14 protein-coding genes are annotated in these 16,986 nt (G+C 66.8%); 7 read left to right on the top strand and 7 right to left on the bottom strand.

The features are described 5' to 3' along the window. Positions 1 to 39 precede the first annotated feature (39 nt). The 3 genes from BM372_RS13935 (at position 40) to BM372_RS13925 (ending at position 2,528) form a co-directional block, all read left to right on the top strand. Complete coding sequence (locus BM372_RS13935; RefSeq protein ID WP_090956048.1) at positions 40 to 849, top strand: TrmH family RNA methyltransferase; 810 nt, start codon at positions 40 to 42, stop codon at positions 847 to 849. A 224-nt stretch (positions 850 to 1,073) separates the two neighbouring features. Further along, a complete protein-coding gene (locus tag BM372_RS13930; RefSeq protein ID WP_090956047.1) occupies positions 1,074 to 1,331 on the top strand; it encodes a type B 50S ribosomal protein L31 in 258 nt (85 codons plus the stop codon). 81 nt (positions 1,332 to 1,412) lie between these two features. Then, positions 1,413 to 2,528 carry a lipoate-protein ligase LplAB gene (locus BM372_RS13925; protein WP_090956046.1) on the top strand — a complete coding sequence of 372 codons (1,116 nt, stop codon included), beginning with the start codon at positions 1,413 to 1,415 and terminating at the stop codon, positions 2,526 to 2,528. A 109-nt stretch (positions 2,529 to 2,637) separates the two neighbouring features. Here BM372_RS13925 and pepN read toward each other — a convergent pair whose 3' ends face one another. Together pepN and BM372_RS13915 are read right to left on the bottom strand one after the other, a co-directional pair. Further along, on the bottom strand, positions 2,638 to 5,334 hold the full coding sequence (gene pepN, locus BM372_RS13920; RefSeq protein WP_090956045.1) for an aminopeptidase N: 2,697 nt from the start codon (positions 5,332 to 5,334) through the stop codon (positions 2,638 to 2,640). 72 nt (positions 5,335 to 5,406) lie between these two features. After that, on the bottom strand, positions 5,407 to 6,417 hold the full coding sequence (locus tag BM372_RS13915) for a YeiH family protein (protein WP_256214255.1): 1,011 nt from the start codon (positions 6,415 to 6,417) through the stop codon (positions 5,407 to 5,409). 164 nt (positions 6,418 to 6,581) lie between these two features. Between BM372_RS13915 and BM372_RS13910 the strand changes: the two genes are divergently transcribed. From BM372_RS13910 to BM372_RS13900, 3 genes are read left to right on the top strand one after another with little or no spacing between them, the layout of a single operon-like run. After that, the gene (locus tag BM372_RS13910; protein WP_090956044.1) at positions 6,582 to 8,180 is read left to right on the top strand and encodes a circularly permuted type 2 ATP-grasp protein; all 1,599 of its coding nucleotides are present in this window, start codon (positions 6,582 to 6,584) and stop codon (positions 8,178 to 8,180) included. Then, complete coding sequence (locus BM372_RS13905; RefSeq protein WP_090956043.1) at positions 8,173 to 9,099, top strand: alpha-E domain-containing protein; 927 nt, start codon at positions 8,173 to 8,175, stop codon at positions 9,097 to 9,099. The genes BM372_RS13910 and BM372_RS13905 overlap by 8 nt, the downstream gene beginning before the upstream one ends. Next, complete coding sequence (locus BM372_RS13900; protein ID WP_090956042.1) at positions 9,096 to 9,947, top strand: transglutaminase family protein; 852 nt, start codon at positions 9,096 to 9,098, stop codon at positions 9,945 to 9,947. The genes BM372_RS13905 and BM372_RS13900 overlap by 4 nt, the downstream gene beginning before the upstream one ends. Before the next feature lie 83 nt (positions 9,948 to 10,030). Here the strand turns inward: BM372_RS13900 and BM372_RS13895 are convergent, their stop codons facing one another. Then, complete coding sequence (locus tag BM372_RS13895; RefSeq protein WP_090956041.1) at positions 10,031 to 10,528, bottom strand: pyridoxamine 5'-phosphate oxidase family protein; 498 nt, start codon at positions 10,526 to 10,528, stop codon at positions 10,031 to 10,033. 157 nt (positions 10,529 to 10,685) lie between these two features. Between BM372_RS13895 and BM372_RS13890 the strand changes: the two genes are divergently transcribed. Next, positions 10,686 to 12,386, top strand: coding sequence for a GAF domain-containing sensor histidine kinase (locus BM372_RS13890; RefSeq protein ID WP_090956160.1), 1,701 nt, complete (start codon positions 10,686 to 10,688; stop codon positions 12,384 to 12,386). 107 nt (positions 12,387 to 12,493) lie between these two features. On the opposite strand, the gene BM372_RS13885 is transcribed toward BM372_RS13890, so the two are convergent. The 4 genes from BM372_RS13885 to glgC form a co-directional block, all read right to left on the bottom strand. Continuing rightward, the gene (locus BM372_RS13885; RefSeq protein WP_090956040.1) at positions 12,494 to 13,225 is read right to left on the bottom strand and encodes a response regulator; all 732 of its coding nucleotides are present in this window, start codon (positions 13,223 to 13,225) and stop codon (positions 12,494 to 12,496) included. 137 nt (positions 13,226 to 13,362) lie between these two features. Next, complete coding sequence (locus BM372_RS13880; protein WP_090956039.1) at positions 13,363 to 13,830, bottom strand: pyridoxamine 5'-phosphate oxidase family protein; 468 nt, start codon at positions 13,828 to 13,830, stop codon at positions 13,363 to 13,365. A gap of 116 nt (positions 13,831 to 13,946) precedes the next feature. Further along, entirely contained in the window at positions 13,947 to 15,440 is a 1,494-nt protein-coding gene (locus BM372_RS13875; RefSeq protein WP_090956038.1) for an SDR family NAD(P)-dependent oxidoreductase, read from the bottom strand. A 61-nt stretch (positions 15,441 to 15,501) separates the two neighbouring features. Then, entirely contained in the window at positions 15,502 to 16,908 is a 1,407-nt protein-coding gene (glgC, locus tag BM372_RS13870) for a glucose-1-phosphate adenylyltransferase (RefSeq protein WP_090956037.1), read from the bottom strand. Positions 16,909 to 16,986 lie beyond the last annotated feature (78 nt).

The following is a 16,986-nucleotide window of genomic DNA, read 5'->3' as shown; positions in this document are numbered from 1 at the left end:
TCAAAGAGCCCGTTCAAAGATCCACGAAATGACCTGCCCGTGACCTTTTACCATCTTGAATCCGCCGACGACCCGCGGGTTTCCGACTACACCAAGCTCACCGATGTGCACCTGCGCAAAGTCCGGGAGCCCGCCGAGGGCCTCTACATCGCCGAATCCTCCCGCGTCCTGCGCCGGGCGCTGGCGGCGGGGCACCGGCCGCGGTCCTTCTTCCTGGCGGAGAAGTGGGCCGAGGATCTGGCTGACGTCTTCGAGCGGTTCCCCGACGTCCCCGCCTATGTCGGCTCCGCCGCGCTGCTGGAGGAAATCACCGGCTTCCACCTGCACCGCGGTGCCATGGCAGCCATGCACCGGCCCGCGCCGGTACCGCTGGCCGAACTGCTTGCCGGCGCCCGCCGGGTGGCGGTGCTGGAAGACATCGTGGACCACACCAACGTCGGGGCGATCTTCCGCTCCGCCGCCGCGCTGGGCGTGGACGCCGTCCTGGTCTCACCGCGCTGCGGGGATCCGCTCTACCGCCGCAGCGTCCGGGTCAGCATGGGTACCGTGTTCCAGGTGCCGTGGGCGAGGCTGGAGGACTGGCCGGAAGGACTGGCCGCGCTGCAGGGGCAGGGCTTCACCGTTGCGGCCATGGAACTCACGGATGACGCTGTGGACCTCGACGAGCTCGCCGCCCGCCGGCCCGAACGCCTGGCCCTGGTGCTCGGCACCGAAGGCGCCGGCATGAGCGAAGGCACCCTCGCCGCCGTCGACCTCGCAGTGAAGATCCCGATGCGGCCCGGCGTCGATTCGCTCAACGTGGCGGCGGCGTCGGCGGTTGCCTTCTGGGAGCTCCGCCCGAGGGACTGAACCGGGGGAGTGACCCGGAGGGGACTGGACCGGAGGAACTGGACCGGCCCCCGGAATCGAAGGCTGCATCGGGGAAGCGGCGGCGCCTGACGTGGGCAAACGGCGTTCGTCAAGGGGGCTGATATCCGCTATGATTGATAGCTGGCCGTCAGGTGCTTTCCGCCGGCCATCCCATTCATACCTGGCAGCTGGCAAAATCCAGCTGTGCGAACAAAGGTCCAATTATGAAGTCTGATACCCACCCGAAGTACGAAGCTGTTGTTTTCAACGACCTGGCTTCCGGCGTCAAGTTCCTGACCAAGTCCACCGTGTCTTCTTCCAAGACCATCGAGTGGGAAGACGGCAACACCTACCCGGTCATCGACGTCGAAATCTCCTCCGAGTCCCACCCGTTCTACACGGGCAAGCAGCGCATCATGGACTCCGCAGGCCGCGTCGAGCGCTTCAACGCTCGCTTCAAGGGCTTCGGCGGCAAGAAGTAACTTCCCACGCCCAAGGTCTGATGGAAAGCCCGCACCGGCAACGGTGCGGGCTTTCTGCGTGAATGGGGCAGGATGGGTGTCATGACATCCCATCCTGCGGCCGCCGGCCCCGGCACTCCGGGCCAGCCGGCGGGCCCCGACGGCCATCACCACGGCGAGTACAAGGTCCCGGGCGGCAAGCTCGTGGTCACCGATTTTGACGTCCTGAATGGCCGGCTGACCAACGTTTCGCTGAGCGGTGATTTCTTCCTGGAACCGGACGAGGCCCTGCCGGAGATCAACCGTGCACTCACCGGCCTCGCCGTCGAGACGAACGCCGCTGACATAGCGGCCGCCGTCGCGGCCGCCCTGCCCGAAGATGCCGTGCTGTTCGGTTTTTCCGTCGATGCCGTCGCCGTCACCGTCCGCCGCGCCCTCGCGAAGGCTACCGGCTGGGCGGACCACCACTGGAACATCATCGCCCCGTCCGTCCTGCCCACCCACGTCAACGTGGCCCTGGATGAAGTCCTGACCGAAGAGGTCGGCGCCGGGCGGCGTAACCCCACCCTGCGCTTCTGGGACTGGGAGGAACCCTCTGTGGTGATTGGCAGCTTCCAGTCCGTCCGCAACGAACTGCACCCCGACGGCGTGGCCCGGCACGGAATCAGCGTGGTCCGCCGGATCAGCGGCGGGGGAGCGATGTTCATGGAGGCGGGCAACTGCATCACCTACTCGCTGTACCTTCCGCAGACACTCGTGGACGGCATCAGCTTCGCGGACTCGTACAGCTTCCTGGACGCCTGGGTCATGGCGGCCCTGGAGAAGGTCGGCATCAGTGCCTTCTACGTGCCGCTCAATGACATCGCCACGGAGCACGGCAAGATCGGCGGGGCGGCCCAGAAACGGCTCGCCAACGGCGGCATGCTGCACCACGTGACCATGAGTTACGACATCGACGCCGACAAGATGGTGGACGTGCTGCGGATCGGCAAGGAAAAACTCTCCGACAAGGGCACCAGGAGCGCCAAGAAGCGGGTGGATCCGCTCCGGCGGCAGACGGGCATGTCCCGCGCCGAGATCGTCGCGGCCATGATGGACGTCTTTACTGAACGCTACGGCGCCACGCAGTCCGAACTCACCGAGGCCGAGCTGGCAGCCGCCGCCCGCCGGGTGGAGACCAAGTTCGGCACTGCGGAGTGGCTGCACCGGGTGCCATAAGGCTTCAATCCCATCGGTTGCTCCCCACCGGCCCCCTCGCCTCGCAAGCTCGGCCAGGGAACCCTGCCGGCGTGGGCCCAGCGGCCGTTTTCAACCGTCGAAAAGGCGGTTACGGAGCAGCCGATGGTGCTGGCGCCTGTGCCGCCAGCGCCTGCGCCGTGAGGGAACGGTACAGGTGGCTGCGCTGTTCGATGATGATCCGGCGCAGTGCCCGCGGCGCATCAGGGCGCGACGACAGCCAATGGTCGGTGCGGAGAATCACGGAGTGGCGCTCCGGCGTACCGCCGTGGCCGTCGAGGTCCTGGCCCGCGGGGTAGAGACCGCGGACGATCCGGCTGGCGATCTCAATGCTCCGCTCCGCCCACACATGCTCCAGGCACTCGAAGTAGGGATCAATGAATCCGGCCAGCAGGGGTGCCGGGGCGGTGTTGAACCCGGCAATGGTGGCGCTGAGGAGCTGGTTGGACAGCCCCGTGCCGTTGACCGCCGCATCCCAGGCGGCAGCCTTGACGGACGCCTCCGGCCGGGCGGCGAGGGCAGTGGCGTGTCCAGATTTGCCTGCGGCGGTGTTGTCCCGGGCGAGCTCCTGGTCAAGTTGCTCCTGCGAGGCTTCGCCGTGCGCGGCGAGGGCGTGCCAAAGGTTCCAGCGCAGTTCGGCGTCCACGGCGAGGCCGTCGATCACGATGGCTTCATCCAGGAGGCCCTGGAGCAGGCCCAGCAAGCTGGCGTCGTACCGGCTGGTGGCGGCCAGGGTCCTGGCCCAGGCCAGCTGCTGGTCGGACCCCGGCGCCGCCGCCCGCAGTTGCTCAGCCGCAGCGGTGAGGAAGCCGCGGCGCACCGCGTCGCGCCGGCCGCGCGGCACGTAGCGTTCGACCGCCGTCGAGGCGTTGCCCAGCACGTTCAGCAGGACCCCGATGCCGGGTTCGGCGGGTCCGAAACCCACGACGGCGTCGACGTAGAGCGCTGCCGGCGTGACGGCGTCGCGGGCCGAGTCCCAGAGCGCCGTCCAGCACAGCGCCCTCGCCATCGGGTCGCTCAGCTTGTCGAGGGAGCCGCGCACCGCGGCCTCGGAGCGCGGGTCCAGCCGAACCTTGGCGTAGCTGAGGTCGTCGTCGTTGACCAGCAGCAGGGCAGGCCGCGGTTTGCCGGCCAGGGCGGCCACCTCCGTCCGGCTGCCGCTGAGATCCGTTTCGACGCTGTCCGTGCGGACCAGGGCGCCGGCGTCATCAAAGTTGTAGAGGCCGATCCGCAGCCGGTGCGGCCGCGGCTCCTGCCGGCCGGTGGCCGGGTCCACGGCATCCTGCAGGACGGCGACGGAACCGAGCACGTCCCCACTGAACTCAGCGTCCTGGCTCGACTCTGTCGTCCCAGTGGACTCCGTCAGCTCAGGCGGCTGCGTTTCCTCAAGGGCCAGGGTGGAGATGCCGGAGGTCTGCAGCCACTGGCGGGCCCACTCTGCCAGGTCGCGGCCGGACGCCGCGCTCAGGGCGGCCAGGAGGTCGGCCAGCGTCGTGTTCGCGTAGGCGTGGTCGCGGAAGTACCGGCGGGATCCGGCGACGAAAGCGTCGAAGCCGACGTAGGCCACGAGTTGCTTGAGCACGGAAGCGCCCTTGGCGTAGGTGATGCCGTCGAAGTTCTGCTTCGCGGCTTCCAGGTCCGGAATGTCAGCGACGATCGGATGCGTGGTGGGGAGCTGGTCCTGCACGTAGGCCCACGCCTTGCGGTTGTTGGCGAAGTTGACCCACGCTGTGTCCCAGTCCGTGGTCCGGTCCACACCCAGTGTGCCCATGTAGTCCGCGAAGGATTCCTTGAGCCACAGATCATCCCACCACTTCATGGTGACGAGGTCGCCGAACCACATGTGCGCCATCTCGTGCAGGACGGTGTTGGCGCGGGCCTGGTACTGGGAATCGGCGGCCCGGGATGTGAAGACATAGCTTTCCGTGAACGTCACGAGACCCGGATTTTCCATGGCGCCGAGGTTGTACTCGGGCACGAAGGCCTGGTCGTATTTGCCCCAGGGGTAGGGGAAGTCGAAGAGCTCGTTGAAGAAGGACAGCCCGTTCTTGGTGAGGTCAAAGAGTGCCCCGGCGTCGAAGGACTTGGCCATGGAGGCGCGGCAGTAGAGCGCCATCGGCACCTCCAGTGCTGTGCCGTCGCCCAGGGTGCCAGTCCAGGCGTCCTCGGCCTTGAAATACGGCCCGGCCAGGATGGTGGTGATGTAGGTGGACATCGCCTTGGTGGGGGCGAAATCCCAGCGGCTCGTGGCCGGGTCAGAGGTGAGCTGGGTGCGCAGCACCTCGGCGCCGTTGGAGGCCACCTGCCAGTCCGAGGGGGCCATGACGTCGAACGTGAACTCGGCCTTGAGGTCGGGCTGTTCGAAGTTCGCGAACACCCGCCGCGCGTCGGCGGGTTCATACTGCGTGTAGAGGTAGCACTGCCCGTCGGCCGGGTCGACGAAGCGGTGCAGGCCCTCACCTGACGTGCTGTACAAGGCTGTCCCGGTAACGGTGACCTGGTTCTCCGGCTGCAGGTTGTCGAGCCGGATCCGGGAGCCGTCCACGACGTCCGCCACGGCGAGGCCCTTGCCGTTGAGGAACACGCTGTGCACGCTGCCCGCGATGAAGTCCACGAAGGTCGACGCCCCGGGCTCGTTTGCCGAAAACGTGATGACGCTGCGGCTGGTGTAGCCGGCGACGTTCGGGTCAGCTGCTTGCCGGACGTCCAGGGAGACGTCATAGCTGTGCGTGGTGATGAGGGCGGAGCGGGCTGCGGCTTCGTCGCGGCCCAGATTCTGATTCGACACCCAGCTATCTAATCACGGCAAGGTGTGTGCGGAATCACGCCTTGGCGGTCAGAAAGGCCGTCAGCAAAGGGCTCAGGATGAAGGGAACATCAGGCAGGCGGCGGCCAGGCCCAGCACGGCGATCAGCAGCCAGGATGCGAGCGCGGCGAGCAGTGCACGGGCGCCGGTGTGGAGGAGCTGGCCTGCACGGACCGCCGAACCCAACCCGAACAGCGCCATCCCCAACAGCACGTCCTGCACGACGGCGGCCGCGTCCAGGACCGCGGGGGAGAGCCACCCGGTGCTGCGCAGGCCCGCCAGTGCCACGAACCCGAGGACAAACAGTGGGATCACCGGCGGCCGATTGACGCCGTCGGCTTCGCGTCCCAGGCGGTGGTGGAGGCCGGCGGCGGCGACCATCGGGGCCAGCAGGATCACCCGGGTAAGTTTGACGACGACGGCGACCGCCAGGGCGGCGGCGCCGGCGGTCTGGGCCGTGGCCACCACCTGCCCGACGTCGTGCACGGAGGCGCCGGTCCATGCGCCGAAGATCTCCGGCCCGAGGCCCAGCGGCCGGGCGAGCAGCGGCAACACCCCGATCGCCAGGGTCCCGCAGAGCGTCACGAGCGCCACCGGCAGCACGGTCTCTTCCTGTCGGATCCTGCGCACGGCGGCCATCGCCCCGATCGCGGAGGCCCCGCAGATGGCGAATCCCGTGGCCACCAGCAGGGAAGTGCGCGGAGGAAGGCGGAATAGCCTGCCGATCCCGTAGGTGCCGGCGAAGGCCGCGAGCACCACGGCCACGATCAGCAGCAACGCGGCCCAGCCGAGGCCCAGCACGTCGCCAAGGCTGACTTTCAGGCCGAGGACCACAATCCCGGCCCGCATCAGGTGTTTGCCGGCGAAGTCCAGCCCGGGCCGGGCGGGCCCGGCGGTCCACGCCGCGACGCCCGGCAGGTTGGCGGCCAGGAGTCCGAACACCACGGCGAGGGTCATTGCCGGCAGCGCGGGGAGCAGCATGTGGGCACCGACGGCGGCGGCGACGGCGGCCGCGGCGCCAAGCAGGCCGGGCACGGCCGAGGACACGCATCTGTTCGGGAACACGCCCCTACATTGCCGCACTCTGCCCGAAAAACAGTAACTGCGGCCGACGCTGAGGACGGCCGTGCGGCGCGCGGGCTGCGCGTGGGCTGCGCGTGGACCACGCCCTGGCCTCACTCCGGCCCGCCGAAATGATTTCGTAACGAAAAAGTGGTTGGCTAGTCAGCATGTCTGACCTATTCCAGGATTACTCTGAGGCCGCCGGCCGCACCGGCGCCTACGACGAGATGTTTGCCCCCGGCCAGCTGGCCCGGAAGTCCTACGGGCAGGTCGCCGGGGCCTTGCGTGAACTGTCGTTGACTGACGTGAGCGCACGCGCCGACTCCATGGCGCGCACTTTCCTGGACCGCGGGGTCACCTTCGACTTCGCGGGCGAAGAGCGCCCCTTCCCCCTGGACATCGTCCCCCGGGTGATCCCGGCCGACGAGTGGAACGTGCTCGAACGCGGTGTGGCGCAGCGTGTCCGCGCCCTCGAGGCGTTCCTCAATGACGTCTACGACAAAATGACAGTGGTGTCCGATGGCGTCATCCCGCGCCAGCTCGTCACCACGAGCGCCCACTTCCACCGCCAGGTGCACGGCTTCGAGCCCGCCGGCGGCGTCCGCGTCCACGTTTCCGGAATCGACGTCGTCCGTGATGCCGCCGGCACTTTCCGCGTCCTGGAGGACAATGTGCGCGTGCCCTCGGGCGTCAGCTACGTCCTCGAAAACCGCCGCGCGATGGCGAAGGGCCTGCCGGAGGCCTTTGGCCAGCAGCTGATCCGGCCGGTGGAGGAGTACCCGCGCCGGCTCCTGTCCGCGCTGCGCAAGACGGCGCCCTCCGGCGTCGACGATCCCACCGTGGTGGTCCTGACTCCCGGCGTCTTCAACAGCGCCTACTTCGAACACACACTCCTCGCCGGCCTGATGGGCGTCGAGCTGGTCGAGGGCCGCGACCTCATCTGCCGCGGCAACCGCGTCTACATGCGCACCACCGCCGGTGAACAGCGCGTGGATGTGATCTACAAGCGCATCGACGATGAGTTCCTGGACCCCCTGCAGTTCCGGGCCGATTCCATGCTCGGCTGTCCGGGCCTGGTCAACGCGGCCCGGGCGGGGGGCGTCACCATCGCCAATGCCGTGGGCAACGGCGTCGCCGATGACAAGCTGGTATACAGCTACGTTCCGGACCTGATCCGGTACTACCTCAGCGAAGAACCCGTAATCGCCAACGTGGACACCTACCGGCTCGAGGAGAAGGAAGCCCGGGAACACGTTCTGGACCGGCTCGATGAGCTCGTGGTCAAGCCCGTGGACGGTTCCGGCGGCAAGGGCCTGGTGATCGGCCCCGACGCGTCCAAGGACGAACTTGAGGCCCTCCGCAAGCGGATCATCGCCGACCCCCGCGGCTGGATCGCCCAGCCGGTGCTGCAACTGTCCACCGTGCCCACGCTCAGCGGGGACAAGTTCGGCCCCCGGCACGTGGACTTGCGCCCATTCGCGGTCAACGACGGCGAGGACGTCTGGGTTCTCCCCGGCGGCCTGACCCGCGTGGCGCTCAAAGAAGGCTCGCTGATCGTCAATTCCAGCCAGGGCGGCGGCTCCAAGGACACGTGGGTCCTGGCCGATTCGCCGCAGGTTCCGGTCGAAGTCATCCCGCGGCCCACCATCACGGTCCGCGAGCGGGTTTCGGTGTGGCCGGTGGAAAGCAACTGGCGCGACAGCCAGAAAGAGCAGCAACAGCAGCAGCAGGTTTCTGCCGCGCAGGAGGTAACCGCGAATGCTTAGCCGTATTGCCGAGTCACTGTTTTGGATCGGCCGCTACGTGGAACGGGCCGACGGCACCGCCCGCATCCTCGACGTCCACCTCGAGCGCCTCAACCATCTGCCCATGGAGGAACAGCGCAGCGTGGCGCAGGAACTCCTGGCCGTCATGGGTGCCCGCGCCCAAAATGAGGATTTCGGCCTCCCCGAGCTGCTCAACGCCCTGGCCTACGACAAACAGAGTGCCACGTCCATTGCCGGTTCCCTCGGCGCGGCCCGGGAAAACGCCCGCCGCGCCCGCGAGACAGTCTCCTCCGGACTCTGGGAAAGCCTCAACACCACCTACTACGGGCTGAACCAGCACCGCAAGGACGTGGTGGGCACCTACCGCTTCTGCAACTGGGTTCTGGAGCGCACGGCCATGGTCAGCGGACTCGCCGACACCACCGTCAGCCACGACGAAAGCTGGCAGTTCCTGGTCCTGGGCCGGTCCCTGGAACGGGCCGACATGACGGCCCGCATGCTGTCCACACGCGATGTCCTGTCCGCAGGCATGTCCTGGGTGAACATGCTCCGCTGCGCCGGCGCGTATGAGTCCTTCCTGCGGACCCGACGGGCGGCGTTTGGGGACCAGCACGCGGCCGAATTCCTGCTCCTGGACCGGCTGTTCCCGCGCTCCATCGTGTACGCCCTGCGTGATGCCGACGAGTGCCTGGCGAAACTGGACCCCTCGGCCCAGCGCGTCGGCTTCATCAACGATGCACGCCGGATCGTCGGCCAGGCCCGTACCTTCCTGGAGTTCCACCGCACCGATGACCTCATGGCCGAGCTGCCGGAGCATATGGAGCGCGTGCAGAAGGCGGTTTCGCAGGCCTCAGACGCCATTTCCCGTAAGTACTTCAATCAGGCCGACGAGCTGGCCTGGGTGGGAGAAGTTTCATGACCCGGCTGAGGATCGTCCACAGGACGGCGTACAAATACAACAAGCGCGTCACCCTGTCCTACAACGAGGCCCGGATGACGCCGCTGACGGACCCGCAGCAGGTGGTCCTGGAGTCATCCATGAAGGTTTCGCCCTCGCAGGCGGCCCAGAGCAGCTACCGCGACTACTGGGGCACGCGCGTGACGGCCTTCGACATGCAGATGGCCCATGAGCACCTCGAAGTCCTGTCCACCACCACGGTGGAGGTGCACCGGGTGGAGAAGATCGCCACCGAGGCCGACATCGTCGGGTGGGACGTGCTGGCCGCCCCGGAAACGCTGAACCAGTTCAGCGACTGGATTCCGCAGTCCCAGCTGACGGGCCCCGGCACGGAAGTGCTCGGCATCATCCCGGGGGTCGTCGAGGGGAAGACGCCGCACGAGGCCGCCATGGCGGTCTTTGAGTGGATGCGGGGTGAAATGACGTATATGAAGGGCTCCACCGGCGTCACCACCAACGCCGAGCAGGCCTGGAACCAGCGGCAGGGCGTCTGCCAGGATCTGGCACACCTCGCCATCGGTTCCCTGCGCAGCTGCGGAATTCCCGCCCGTTACGTGTCCGGTTACCTTCACCCGCGTTCGACGGCGGAGCTCGGCGAGGCGGTGGCGGGCCAGTCCCATGCGTGGCTCGAATGGTGGGACGGCGAATGGCGCAGCTGGGATCCGACCAACCACAAACCGGCCGGGGACTTCCACGTGACGGTGGCCCGGGGCCGGGACTACCGCGACGTGCCGCCGCTCAAGGGCATCCTGTCGGGCGGCGGGGGTTCGGCCCTCAACGTTTCCGTGGAGATCACCCGGCTCGCCTAGCCGCCCTGCCCCCTCCGATGCGCTATCAGATTGGGTTGCTTTGAAGCTCTCATAGCAACCCAATCTGATAGCGCAAGTGGGGTCTATTCGAGGCCGGACCGGGTTGCGTCGTCCAGCGGGGTCCACCACGTCGCCGGCGCGGCGACCTTGAAGCGGCGTCCGGTGACGGTGTCCGGCGTGATGCGGACGAAGTGCTCCTTCTTTCCGGCCTGCCACGGGAACAGCAACAGCCCCACCGTGTCCAGAACTTCCTCAGGGTTCTGCACCGCGGCGGCCTGCCCCTTGACCACCACGCTCCACGCGACGCCGGCCTCGGCATCCACGCCGTCGGTCTCCACGGCAACCGGCGTGTCGCCCGTGGCCGCCTGCAGTTTTGTGCCCTCCGCGGTCCGGAATACCAGCGTGCCGTGGTCAACCTTGTAGTTGATGGGGAAGATGTCTGGATGATCGTCCACCCAGACCGCCAGCCGGCCCACCGAGACGCTGCGCAGCAGCCGCCAGCATTCGTGATGATCGAGATTTTCCACGGCGTGCGGCGGCTCCTGGGGCTGGCGGCCTGCCGGGCCCGCATCAGTACTCATGCCCGCGAGCCTACGGCGGAACGGCCGGCGCCAGCAAGGGCAAAAGGTCCCAGGGGGCTTAACAAGGCCGGTTTTCCGGGACCTTCCGGGGTGATTCGCGGTATTCTGGCATGAGATCGTCAGCGTTGACGAGCATCAGATTCGATTGGGGCAGCACATGCATTCCACGGGTGAAAGCCACGGGCAGAGCGCGTCCGAACTAAATCCCGGACTGGAGGAATGGCTGAAGGGTTTCGGGTCCAAAGCCGAGGAACTACTTCAGTCCAGAGAGCGCATGGCGGGCCTGCTGGAATCAGTTGTGGCCGTGGCCGAAGACCTGAGTCTGGATGCCGTTCTGGAACGTGTGGTCAAGTCTGCGTGCCGACTGTTGCATGCACAGTATGGGGCGCTCGGGGTCATCGGCAAGGACCAAGCGCTGAGCCATTTCATCACGGTCGGCATCGACGGCGAACTGTCCCGTCAGATCGGCCCCCTGCCCACCGGCCACGGCGTCCTGGGCCTGCTCATCTCAGATCCCCGGCCGCTGCGGTTGCACGATCTGCGCGAGCACCCGGAGTCATACGGGTTCCCTGCCAACCATCCGCCCATGCACTCCTTCCTGGGCGTCCCGGTCCGCGTCCGCGAGGTGGTGTTCGGAAATCTCTACCTCACGGAGAAGGAAGGCGGGGGCGAGTTCACCGCTGAAGACGAAGCCCTGGCCGTCGCCTTGGCCGCCGCCGCCGGCGTGGCCATCGAAAACGCCCGGCTCTACGACGACGCGCGCCGCAGGGCCCGCTGGCTGGAATCCAGTATGGACGTCTCCGGGCTGATGCTCAGCACGGACCGTGACTACACCTCGGGCGGTCTGGACCCCATTGCCGGCCGCGCGCTCCACGAGTCCGCCTCGGACCTTGCCCTGCTGGTGGCGCCGGAGGCGAAGTCGCCAGGCCATGTGGTGATCGGCGTCGCCGGTGAACGCGGCCCGGTCTTTTCCGGGCGGTCCCTCGAACTGGAGTCCGAACGTCTGGAGGGAGTACTGGAGGGTGGGGAACCGGTGCTGTTTGACGATGCATCGGAAGTGCTGGGGGAGATCGACGCCGCAGTTACCGGACCGCTGCTGGCAGTGGCGCTGAGCACCCAGGGCGCCCACCATGGTCTTCTCCTGTTGGCCCGGAACAAGAACTCCGTGCGCTACGCCCGGACCGACATCGAGATGGGCGCCGTCTACGGCTCCCACGTCGCTTTGGCCCTGGAACTGGCCCGGATGCACCGGCTGCGCGAAGAGCTCCTCGTGTTCACCGACCGCGACAGGATCGCCCGGGATTTGCATGACCTGGTCATCCAGCGGCTGTTCGCCGCCGGGCTGAGCGTGCAGAGCCTCACCCGCTTCACCAAGGATGAGCTCGCACTGGAACGGATCCGCGCCATCACGGGCGAACTCGACGGTGCCATCCGGAGCCTGCGTGACACCATCTACTCGCTGAAGAGCAGCAGCGGCGAAACGGAATTGCTCAGTGGGCGGATCCGGCGGGTCACCAAGAGTTCGGCGAAGACCATGCCGTTTGCCCCGCGCCTGATCATCACCGGTCCGGTCGACGCCGTGCCAGCGGACAAGGCCGACAACGTGGTGGCCGTGGTCTCAGAAGGACTCAGCAACGCGATCAGGCACTCCGGGGCGGACTCGATTTCGGTGTCTGTTGCCGTGATCAAGGGCCAGGTGACGGTGGTCATCAGGGACAACGGCTCCGGGTTCACCGATCCGGAAAAGCGCAACGGACTGATCAACCTCGAGGACAGGGCGCGGATGCTCGACGGCGTGTGCGTCATCACGAGTACGCCCGAATCCGGCACGAGTCTGGAATGGTCGGTCCCGGTCTGACGACAGGGCCCAACGGCGCAGTCCAATAGAGGCGCGCTCCAATGGAAGGGTCCAACAGCAGCCTGTCGGCCTGCTGGTGAACCCGTCTGCTAGCTAACCCGCCTGCTCTAGTGAACGGTGTGCGGCCGGTTCCCGTCGCCGGAACTCCCGCCGGACGCCACAGGGTAGGCCGGGCTGGCGATGAAGACGGCCGCCTGGGTGCGGCGTTCGAACCCGAGCTTGGCCAGCAGCGAGGACACATAGTTCTTGACGGTCTTTTCGGCCAGGAACATTTCGGCGGCGATCTGCCTGTTGGTCAGTCCGCCGCCGACCAGTTCCAGGACCCTGCGTTCCTGCGGGGTGAGGGAGGAAGTACGGGGGTCCACTTCCTGAGCCTCCACGAGGCTCTCCATGATGCCGGCCGCGAGACCCTCGTCGAACAGGGACTCGCCCGTGGCGGCGCGCCGCAGGGCACCGATCAGGTCCGTTCCGCCGATCTCCTTCAGCACGTAGCCGCGAGCCCCGGCAAGGACGGCGCCACGCAGCGCCTGTTCGTCGTCGAAACTGGTCAGGATGATGCAGTTCAGCGACGGGTCCACTGAACGGACGTCGCGGCAGACCTCAATGCCGGTCCCGTCGGGCAGGCGGGCATCCAGGACGCAGACGTCGGGGTGCAGGGCCGGAATCCGGCGGGTCGCTTCCACCGCGGATCCGGAGCTGCCCACCACGAGGAAACCTTCGCCTTCGAGGAGTTCCTGCAGCCCACGTCTGACGAGTTCGTGGTCGTCAAGGATAAATGCGCGGATAACCGCCGGAACGCCATCCGGTGACTTGCGGCCTGCATCTGCCCAGGCAAACATTATTCTCCTGTCCGGCCGCGCTTACTGGACCGTTCGCTCGTGTACTTTCCTGACTACCCGCACACAGCCATTCTTATTCACCCGTTCGCCGGGGACAAGGGTCGTAGGGCTCACCTGGCTGCCCACCCTGCGCCACCCTACTCGAAGCTGGAACGGCGCGGGTCCGAGAGCCGCGTGTTCCACAGGTCGGGACGGTTGACCTTGAAACGTCGTCCGGTCAGCGCTTTAGGAGCAACCCGCACGTAATAGGGCTTGTCGCCGGGCTGCCATGGCTCCAGGAGCTGCGCATCCGCGGCATCCTTCTCCTCCTGGTTCTCGACGAGTTCGGCCTCGCCCCGGGCCATGACGCTCCACGCCGTCTCATTGGGGGCGTCGTACCCGTCGATCTCGAATGCGACCGGCTTGGCCGTGACGGCGCCCCACATCTTCGTGCCGCCGGAGGTCCGGAAGACAATGGCACGCCGTGTCAGCACGAAGTTCACCGGAAAGATTTCCGGGTGGTTGTCGACGATCAGCGCGACGCGCCCCACGGTTTCGGTTTCGAGCAGGCTCCAGCACTGGTCCATGGTGAGCGAGTAGTCCGGCGGGGGCGTCGTGGTGTCCATGGACAGCCACGCTACCTACTGGCCCGTAGCCCTAGCAGGGCCATAAGGCCCGCCCCCGCACCGGCACCGCAGGCAGCGGCGGGCAGCGTCCGCGCAGGTCAGGGCCTATGCGACCGTCACCACGGGCTGGGCTTGTAATCCTTCAGGAAGACGCCGTACTGGTCCTCGCCGGCCTCGCCCATCACGATGGGGTCATAGACGCGGGCCGCGCCGTCCACCAGGTCCAGGGGCGCGTGGAAGCCCTCCTCCATGAGGCGGACTTTGGTGTAGTGCGGGCGCTCGTCGGTGATCCAGCCGGTGTCCACCGCCGTCATGAGGATGCCGTCGGTGTCCAGCATTTCCTGGGCGCTGGTGCGCGTCATCATGTTCAGCGCCGCCTTGGCCATGTTGGTGTGCGGGTGTCCGGGCCCCTTGTAGGCACGGGAGAACTGGCCTTCCATCGCACTGACATTGACGATGTATTTGCGCCGCGAGGTGGACCGCTTCATGGCGCCGCGCAGTCGGCTCACCAGCAGGAACGGGGCCGTCACGTTGCACAGCTGCACTTCGAGCATCTCGAGTGGATCCACTTCATCCACCACCTGGGTCCAGCTGTTGATCGTGGCGAGGTCCGGGACCAGCCCGCCGGCGTCGATCGCGGTCCCCGAGGCGATGCGCTCCAGCGAGGCGGAGCCGGTGGACAGGGCGAGTGAGGTGACGGCGTCGCCGGCCAGGACAGGATGGTCGAGCACGCTAGTGGCCAGGGCGAGCGGGTGCTTGTCGTGCGCGTGGCCGAAAGTCACGAGTTCCGGGCCCCCGTTCGCGGCCTGGAGGGCGGCAGGCAGCGGCTCGTCCTCGGCGTCGACAAGGGGCTTGTAGGCGTTGCCGGAGCGCCGCACCGTCTGGGCGGCGTTGTTGATGATGATGTCCAGCGGTCCCGCGGCGTCGAGGGAATCCGTCAGGGCCATCACCTGGGACGGGTCACGGAGGTCGATGCCCACGATCCGGAGCCTGTGCAGCCAGTCTGCACTGTCTTCCATGGCAGCGAAGCGGCGGGCGGCATCCTTGGGGAACCGCGTGGTGATGGTGGTGTGGGCACCGTCCCGCAGGAGCCGGAGCGCAATGTACATGCCGATCTTGGCCCGGCCCCCGGTCAGCAGGGCCCTGCGGCCGCTCAGATCGGTGCGGGCATCGCGCTTGCTGTGGCTGAACTGGGCGCACTCCGGGCAAAGCTGGTGGTAGAAGGCGTCCACCTGGGTGTAGTGCTGCTTGCAGATGTAGCACGGCCGGGACCGAATGAGATGGCCGGCAATCTCGCCGGTCGCGGAGGGGGCAAGCTTGTTGCCGCGCGTCTCGTCATCGATCCTGTCCGGGGCCGCCGTCGCGGTCTGTGCGATCACGGCACGGTCCGCTTCCGCGATCTCATCCCGCTTGGCGACCCGCCGGTGGCGCTTGACCGCCTTGAACATCTTCCCGGTGGCGCGCCGGACGGACACGTAGTCCGGGTGTTCCTCATCGTAGGCGTGGATGGTGTTCAGGACCTTCAGGCAGGCCCGGATTTCCTCAGCGGTCAGATCGGCAGGTGCAGACGCGGCGGGATGAAGATCGGCGGACGGATCGGGGGAGCTCATTGCCCCCATTTTACAGGGTGCGGAGGCCCGGTCCGACGCCGCCGCCGGGCCTCCCGCCGGACTACGCCCTGGGCAATTGCTTATCGCCGCCAACCGCAGCGGCCTGCACGTCGGCTACCTTGTCCACCGAGTCCCGCAGTTCGGGCCAGCTTTCCGTGGCGGTTCGAACGGCATCGGGCACCAGGCGCAGGTTGGCCGCGGAGAGCGCCCGTTCTGAGTCGCTTGGATCCGGGACAACCTGACCCTTGGACAGAACCGTGATTCCGGAGTCGGTGACCTTGAACCCGCGGGCCCGGTCCAACTCGGCGTCGAGGCCAATGGCGGCGCCGGGCGGAACCTTAACGTTCTTATCGATGATGGCACGTTTGATCACCGCACCCTCGCCGACAAGGACGTTGTCCATCAGGACCGAGTCCAGAACGCGGCTGGAGGTGCTGACGTAGACGTCGTTGGAGAGCACCGACCCTTCAACAATGCCGCCCGAGACGACGACGCCACTGGCCACAATCGAATCCAGCGCCGTCCCTACCGTGTTGGACTTGCCGCGGACAAATTTGGCCGGGGGAGAGATGCTCTGACGGGTGTAAATAGGCCATTCGGAGTTGTAGAGGTTGAACACCGGCACGGGGGAGATGAGGTCCATGTGGGCGTCGTAGAACGAGTCGATGGTGCCGACGTCCCGCCAGTAGGTCCGGTCCCGTTCGGTGGACCCGGGAATGTCGTTGAGGGTGAAGTCGTAGACGCCGGCCTCACCCTGGGAGACGAAGTAGGGAATGATGTCCCCGCCCATGTCGTGCTTGGTGTCGAGTCGCTCGGCATCGACGTGCAGGGCTTCGACCAGGGCGTCGGCGTTGAAGACATAGTTGCCCATGGAGGCAAGGAACTGCGTGGGGTCAGCCGCGAGGCCGGGGGTGGAGGACGGTTTCTCGACGAAGGCGGAAATCTTCTGCGGGTCGTCCTGGTCCGTCTCGATGACGCCGAACTGATCCGCCATGTGCAGCGGCTGGCGGACGGCGGCGACCGTCGCCTTGGCTCCGCTGGCCACGTGCTGCGCCACCATCTGTGAGAAGTCCATGCGGTACACGTGGTCGGCGCCGACCACGACGACGATGTCGGGGTTGGCGTCCTGGATCAGGTTCAGTGACTGGAAGATGGCGTTGGCACTGCCCAGGAACCAACTCTTGCCGACGCGCTGCTGAGCCGGAACCGATGCTATGTAGTTGCCCAGCTGCGTGGACATACGCCACGTTTCAGAAATGTGCCGGTCAAGGCTGTGAGATTTATATTGCGTCAACACCACAATTTGCAGGTACCGAGAATTCACAAGATTTGAAAGGGCAAAGTCAATGAGCCGGTAGCTTCCGGCAAAGGGCACGCCCGGCTTGGCCCGGTCAGCCGTCAGCGGCATGAGCCGGTTTCCCTCGCCACCTGCGAGGACAATTGCCAAGACTTTCTTTTGATGCGGCATGGTGATCGCTCCTGAACGCCTTCGTTACTCCCCAATACTGTCCGGTATGCCCGAACGTCTTCACACTAGATCAGTTCC

It is taken from the genome of Arthrobacter sp. ov118, assembly GCF_900116495.1.
Classification (GTDB): Bacteria; Actinomycetota; Actinomycetes; order Actinomycetales; family Micrococcaceae; genus Arthrobacter.
This window is presented reverse-complemented; position numbering and strand designations above follow the sequence as displayed.